The 6,244-nt window shown below is 70.3% G+C and carries 6 protein-coding genes; 4 read left to right on the top strand and 2 right to left on the bottom strand.

Annotated features, from left to right (window positions below):
* The 4 genes from B8460_RS02465 to pstS form a co-directional block, all read left to right on the top strand.
* On the top strand, window positions 1-674 hold a 674-nt coding region (locus tag B8460_RS02465), incomplete at its 5' end, for a class I adenylate-forming enzyme family protein (protein WP_048859987.1).
* A 17-nt stretch (window positions 675-691) separates the two neighbouring features.
* Entirely contained in the window at window positions 692-1,132 is a 441-nt protein-coding gene (locus B8460_RS02460; RefSeq protein ID WP_048859986.1) for a MaoC family dehydratase, read from the top strand.
* Between the two features lie 159 nt (window positions 1,133-1,291).
* Window positions 1,292-2,770, top strand: a complete 1,479-nt coding sequence (locus B8460_RS02455; protein ID WP_048859985.1) for an MFS transporter — start codon at window positions 1,292-1,294, stop codon at window positions 2,768-2,770.
* Between the two features lie 47 nt (window positions 2,771-2,817).
* Entirely contained in the window at window positions 2,818-3,879 is a 1,062-nt protein-coding gene (gene pstS / locus B8460_RS02450; RefSeq protein WP_048859984.1) for a phosphate ABC transporter substrate-binding protein PstS, read from the top strand.
* Between the two features lie 40 nt (window positions 3,880-3,919).
* Here the strand turns inward: pstS and B8460_RS02445 are convergent, their stop codons facing one another.
* A complete protein-coding gene (locus tag B8460_RS02445) occupies window positions 3,920-4,597 on the bottom strand; it encodes a hypothetical protein (RefSeq protein WP_048859983.1) in 678 nt (225 codons plus the stop codon).
* Between the two features lie 10 nt (window positions 4,598-4,607).
* Window positions 4,608-6,244 (bottom strand): selenium-binding protein SBP56-related protein (locus tag B8460_RS02440; protein WP_241771080.1); only part of this gene is annotated, 1,637 nt, incomplete at its 5' end.

Here is a 6,244-nt window from a genome sequence, read left to right as displayed (position 1 = left end):
CGCGCACCGCCCTGCATGACCTCTACGGCCTGACGGAGACGGGCTCCTGCGACTTCCACGCCCAGCCGGCGGGGGAGGGGGCGGATGCGGCGGACGCTGGCACCATCGGCCGCCCCACGGCTGGCGTCACGTTCCGCATCACCGGACCGGACGGCGGCGCGGTGCCCGCGGGCGAGGCCGGAGAACTCCGGATCCGCACGCCCTACGGCATGCTCGGCTATCTCGACGATCCGGCCCTGACCGCTTCCGCCCTCGACGATGGCCATTTCCGCACCGGCGACCTCGCGCGCGCGGGCCCCGACGGCCGCGTCATCCTGGTCGGCCGGCTGACGGACATCGTCTCGCGCGGCGGCAACAAGATCGCGCCGCAGGAGATCGACGACCTGCTCGCCACCCACCCCGACATCGCCGCGGCGCTGTGCGCGGGCGTGCCGGACGCGCGTCTCGGCGAGGCGCTGCACGCCGTCGTGGTGCCGCGCCCGGGTGCCGTGCTCACCGCCGGGGCCGTGCGCGCCTGGGCCGCCGCGCGCATCGAACGTTTCAAGCTGCCCGACGTCATCACCATCGCGCAGGCCCTGCCCGTGGGGCCGACCGGCAAGGCGAGCCGCGCCCTGCTGCGCGAACACGCCCTCGCCGGGGCGCAGGCGCGGGCAGCCGCCGGCATCGACGGTTAAGCGAGGGAGGAGACGACATGTCCGGCTGGTCGGGCGTCATCAACGGTATGCCGAAGGTGGGCGACAGCGCCGAGCGAAGCCGCACCGTGTCCGAGCGCGACATCGCGCTGTTCACCGAGATCACCGGCGACCGGAACCCGCTCCACTACGACCGCGCCGCCGCCGAGGCGTCGGTGTTCGGCGGCCTGATCGTGCAGGGCGGGGTGACGTCGGGCCTGCTCAACGCCGTGGTGGCGGAGGACCTGCCCGGCCCGGGCACCGTCTTCCTCGGCGTCGAGTGGAAGTTCACCAAGGCCGTGCTCGTCGGCGACGAGATCACCGCCCGCGTGGAGATCACCGCCGTCCGCGACGACAAGCCGATCTGTCAGCTCACCACCACCATCCGCAACCAGAACGGCGAGCCCTGCCTGACCGGCACCGCCACCACCTACACCGTCCCGCTCGCTCCCCGGGGCTGACCGGGGGCGGGCGCCCCCACCGCCATCGAACCTTCACGTGCCCCGGCGCCAACGCCGTGGCTCACTGCCGCCGTCCGGCCCGGTGGGCATGGCGGCAACGAAGCCGCTTGGGCTGCGGGGCCGGGTCGGCACGGGCATGGCCCGGACGGGGGAAGACCGATGACGGATGCCGCGCAGACGCTGCCGCCCGCGACGGGCGCCGGCAAGACGGTGCAGGACTATATCGACGAACTGCCCGTGTGGCCGGACGGCACGCGGCTGCGCGCCGCGCCGATGACGGCGATGCAGTGGCGCATCTGGGGCCTCGCCGCCGCCGGCAAGTTCTTCGAGGGGTTCGTCGTCTTCATGACCGGCGTCGCCCTGCCGCTGATCGTGCGCCAGTTCCATATCGGCGCGGCGGAAAAGGGCATCGTCAGCGCGGCGAGCCTCGCCGGCATCCTGCTCGGCGCCGTGCTGCTCGGCGGGCTGTCGGATTATTTCGGGCGCAAGCGGATGTTCATCGCGGAGATGATCATCTTCTGCGCCTTCCTCGCCCTGCTGCTGGTCTGCAACAACTTCCTCTCGCTCGCGGTCTGCCTGTTCGGGCTCGGCATGGCGCTGGGCTGCGACTATCCGACCGCGCACATGATCATCTCGGAGAGCATCCCGAGCCTGGCGCGCGGGCGGCTCGTGCTCGGCGCCTTCGCGTTCCAGGCGGTGGGCGCGCTCGCCGGCACCGGCGTGGGCTGCCTCGTGCTCGTGCTGGTGCCCGACCTGTCGGCGTGGCGCTGGATGTTCGCGACCGCCATCATCCCCGCGCTGCTGGTGACCATCGGGCGCTTCTTCATCACCGAAAGCCCGAACTGGCTCGCCGCGCGCGGCCATCACGACCGGGCCGAGGCAGCGGTCACGCGCCTGCTGGTGCGCACGCCGCAATACCCGACCAGCATCAGCCTGATGCGCCGCGCGGCCGACGCGACGCAGACCAAGCCGTCCTTCTGGTCGCTGTTCGACCGCCGCAACCGGCGCGCCACCCTCTTCGCCTCGGTGCCGTGGTTCATCCAGGACCTCGGCACCTACGGCATCGGCATCTTCACGCCGACCATCCTCGCCGCCGCCCTCGGCGGCGGGTCGGACCATGTCCGCAGCGTGAGCGACCTGATCAGCGACGGCATCCTCGCGGCCAAGGGCGCGGCGCTGATCACCTCGCTGCTGATCGTCGGGATCGCCTTCGCGGTGCTGCTCGCCGACCGGCTGGGGCGCATCCGCCTGCAGATTTTCGGCTTCTTCGGCTGCGCGGCCGGCCTGTTGCTGGCGTCTTTCTCCATCGACTTCCCCGGCGCGACCGGCATCGCGCTGATCTTCGCCGGCTTCATGCTGTTCAACTTCATGACCAATATCGGCCCGAACGCGCAGACCTACCTGCTCGCGGGCGAGGTGTTCCCCACCGCCGTGCGCGGCATGGGCGCGGGCTTCGCCGCCGCTTTCGCCAAGATCGGCGCCGTCGCGACCGCCTTCCTGTTCCCGATCCTGCTCGCCGCGATCGGCACGCGGGCGCTGCTGTACGGGCTGGTCGCGACCTCGATCCTCGGCGCGCTGGTCACCTGGCTCTACCGGATCGAGACGACCGGCGTGAACCTCGACCGCATCGGCGAGTGATGACCGCCCCCCACGCCGTCCCACCCGCACGCCGCACAGAGGCACGGATGACCCCACGCCGACCCCGCGCCGCCGCCGCCACGCTCGCGCTCGCGCTGCTGGCGGCCCACGCCCCGCCGGCCCGGGCCGCCGACATCGTGCTGCACGAGACCGGCTCGACCCTGCTCTATCCGCTGTTCGAGCGGTGGATCCCCGCCTATGCCGCCGCCCATCCGGGTGTTGCGATGACCGCCGCGGCCACCGGCTCCGGCGCCGGTATCGAGCAGGCGCTCGCGGGGCGGGTGCAGATCGGCGCCTCGGACGCCTACATGTCCGACGATCAGGCCGCGTCCCATCCCGGCGTGCTCAACATCCCGCTCGCCATCTCGGCGCTCACGGTCAACTACAACCTGCCCGGCCTGGGCGGCACGCTGCGCCTCGACGGGCCGACGCTCGCCGGCATCTATGACGGCACCGTGCGCATGTGGGACGCGCCGGAGATCGCCGCGCAGAATGCCGGGCTGCACCTGCCGCATCAGCCGATCATCCCGCTCCGACGCGCCGACGCCTCGGGCGACACCTTCGTCTTCACGCAGTTCCTCGATTTCTCGACCAAGCGCTGGGAGGACGAGGTCGGCTACGGCACCTCCGTCGCATGGCCCGCCGTGGATGGCGCCCGCGCGGCGGACGGCAACGCCGGCGTGCTGCATCTGCTCGCGGCCACGCCCTATGCGGTCGCCTATCTCGGCATCAGCTTCCACGACGCGATCGACAAGGCCGGGCTCGGCACCGCGCCGCTGAAGAATCAGGACGGCCAGTATCTCCTGCCCACGGCCGCGACCATCGCCGCCGCCGCCGACGGGCTCGACCGGCGCACCCCGCCCGACGAGCGGCTCAGCCTCGTCTACGCCCCGGGGGCGCAGTCCTATCCGCTCATCAACTACGAATACGCCGTCGTGGCGGCGCACCAGCCGGACGCGGCGACGGCGGCGGCGGTGCGGCAATTTTTGCTGTGGGCGATCGCCGTCGACGGCGGCAACGCGCCGTCCTTCCTGGACGCCGTGCGCTTCATCGCCCTGCCGGACTTCATCCGCGCGATGAGCGAGCGGCAGATCGCCGCCATCCGCTGATCCGGCCTTTCCCGGGCGGCCGCCCGCGCTGACCGGCCGGTCAGGCCATCAACAGGCCCATGGCGGCCATGGCGAAAAAGCTGAGAAACCAGAACAGCTCGAAATTCACCCAGTAGCGGGTGAGGGCGGCGAGGCCCAGCCGTTGATAGACGCACAGGCCGATGACGCTGGCGGTGGCCAGCAGCGGCAGCGCCATGGCGGCGCTGAGACCAAGGGCGAGCCAGAGATTGGTCAGCAGCCCCGCACGGGGTCCGCATATCACGGCGCCGCCCATACCGGCGCCGAGCAGGACCAGGTTGACCAGCACCGGGATCATCATGAGCGGGGAGCCGCAATGGAGCATGCCCATCCAGAATGACCACCGGACCCAGTGGCGCGGGCCGATGCGTGCGATGAAGCGGGGATGCTGGGGGTGGCGCAGCTTGTAGAGCCCGAAGGCGATGAGGGCGAAGTTGAACCCCCAGCCGAACGCCATGACGGCGCGCGCGGACACATGGCCCCCGAGCAGAAGGCCGAGCAGCAGCGCCAGCGGCAGCAGCAGCGCCACCATGGCGAGGAAATGCCCGAGCGTGAGCTGCCACGCGGTGCGCAACAGGTCGCGGCGGGAGCGGGTTTGCAGCCCGCTGCCCACCGCGAGCAACCAGCCGGTGCCCGGATTCACGCCCTGATAGAGCCCCATGACGACCGCCATGGACCAGATCAGGCCGGCGGACATCATGGGCCGACGCTCACGCCGAGGCGAAGCAGAAGCTCTCGGTCGAACAATCCCCGCCCTCAAGACGGATCTGGTGGGCGCGGTAGCCGTCCGGGAAGGCGATCAGGAAATCCTTGTCGATGGTGATGCCGCCACCCTCACCGACATCGCATTTGACCATCTGGCCGGGCACGCCGCCCGGATAGAACTGGTCGTCCCAGGTGCTGTAGAGCGAATTGGTGAAATAGACGCGGCGACCGTCACGGCTGATTTCGATCATCTGGGGACCGGCGTGGAAGGGGGCGCCCGAGGGATGGGCGGTGCGGGCGGCGAGCCCGCCGGCCTGGACCGACCCCGCGAGACGCGGCGCCATCGGGTCCGAGACGTCGTATTGCCGCAACTCGCCGGTGCCCCAGCAGGCGACATACAGAAAGCGGTCATCGAGCGAGAGGTCGATATCGGTGACCAGTGGCGGCACCGCGGCGAAGGGCTTGAGCAGGTCAGGCAGCAGCGCCGGGTCCGCCGGCTGCGGCGGGATGACGGCGGTCTTCTTGGCGCGGAACTCGTTACCCTCTTTCCACCATGTCCAGATCGAGCCTTCGAGGTTGGTGTTGTCGATGACGACGCCGAGGAAGCCATGGGTTTTGGCGGGATCGTGGGCGGGGCGCACCTCCAGCGCCATCTGGTGGTTGGCGCCGAGATCGATGGTCTGGGTGTGCTTGCGCGCCGCCAGATCCCAGATGTGCAGCTTGTGACCGTATTTGCCGCCCATCAGGGCTTCGGGGACGACGCCGGATTCGAACAGGGGCGGCGCGCCCCATTCGCTGGACACCATGTAGTTCTGCGGGATGTTCCACCAGAAATCATAATGCGCGAATTGATCGCCACGGGTCATTTCCCAGCGGCCGAGCACCTCGAAACTGTTGCAGTCAAGCACGAAGATACCGGCGGGGCCTTCATCGCCGCGCGCGCCGGCGGCGCCCAAGGCGCTGATGTAGATGCCCTCGGGGCCGCAATGCACGGTGTGGGGCCGGGAATAGCCGGTTTTGCGGAAGATTTCCTCGGGCTCGATGATCTTGACGACCTTCGGCGCGCGCGGGTCGGGCTTGGTGTCGATGACATAGATGCGCGAGGAGCGGATGCCGGGGACGATGAGGTAGCGGCGTTCGCTGAAGGCGTGACCCGAGGCGGGATAGAGCGAGGAACTGCAGGCGCTCCAGCCGTAATGGTGGAATTCGTCGCCCTTGAACGGCGCTTCGAGGCGGTGGACCGGCTGGCCGTAGGTGGCGGAGGCCGGGTCGAGATCGACCACGGCAAGCGCATCGGCACGGCGTGTGGTGGGGTCAAGCAGGGCGACATAGGCGAGGGTTTCCGGCGGACCCTGCATCGCGAGCCGCGCCGAGGGGTAGAAGCTGCGATCCGGAGTGAGTTTGAGGGCGGAACTCATGGCTCGGGTTTCCTCCGTTATGATCTTTGTGCGGGCTGGGCGCGCGGCGCCGTGCCTGTCTTGGTTGGCAAGTGTGTGCCCAAACCAGGGTGAGTTCCAGAGGTCGGGGGCGGGCAGGGCATGGCGCGGAACGACACGGCACTGAGGCGGCGCGCGCGCCGGGCGGCGCTGGCCTGCGCGGCGGCTTCCTGCCTGCTGCTGCCGGCAGGCGGTGCGCGCCCGGA

The sequence above is a fragment of the Acidisphaera rubrifaciens HS-AP3 genome, from assembly GCF_000964365.1.
Classification (GTDB): domain Bacteria; phylum Pseudomonadota; class Alphaproteobacteria; order Acetobacterales; family Acetobacteraceae; genus Acidisphaera; species Acidisphaera rubrifaciens.
Note: the sequence above shows the minus strand (reverse complement) of the source record. Positions and strands in the feature narration are given on the sequence as shown.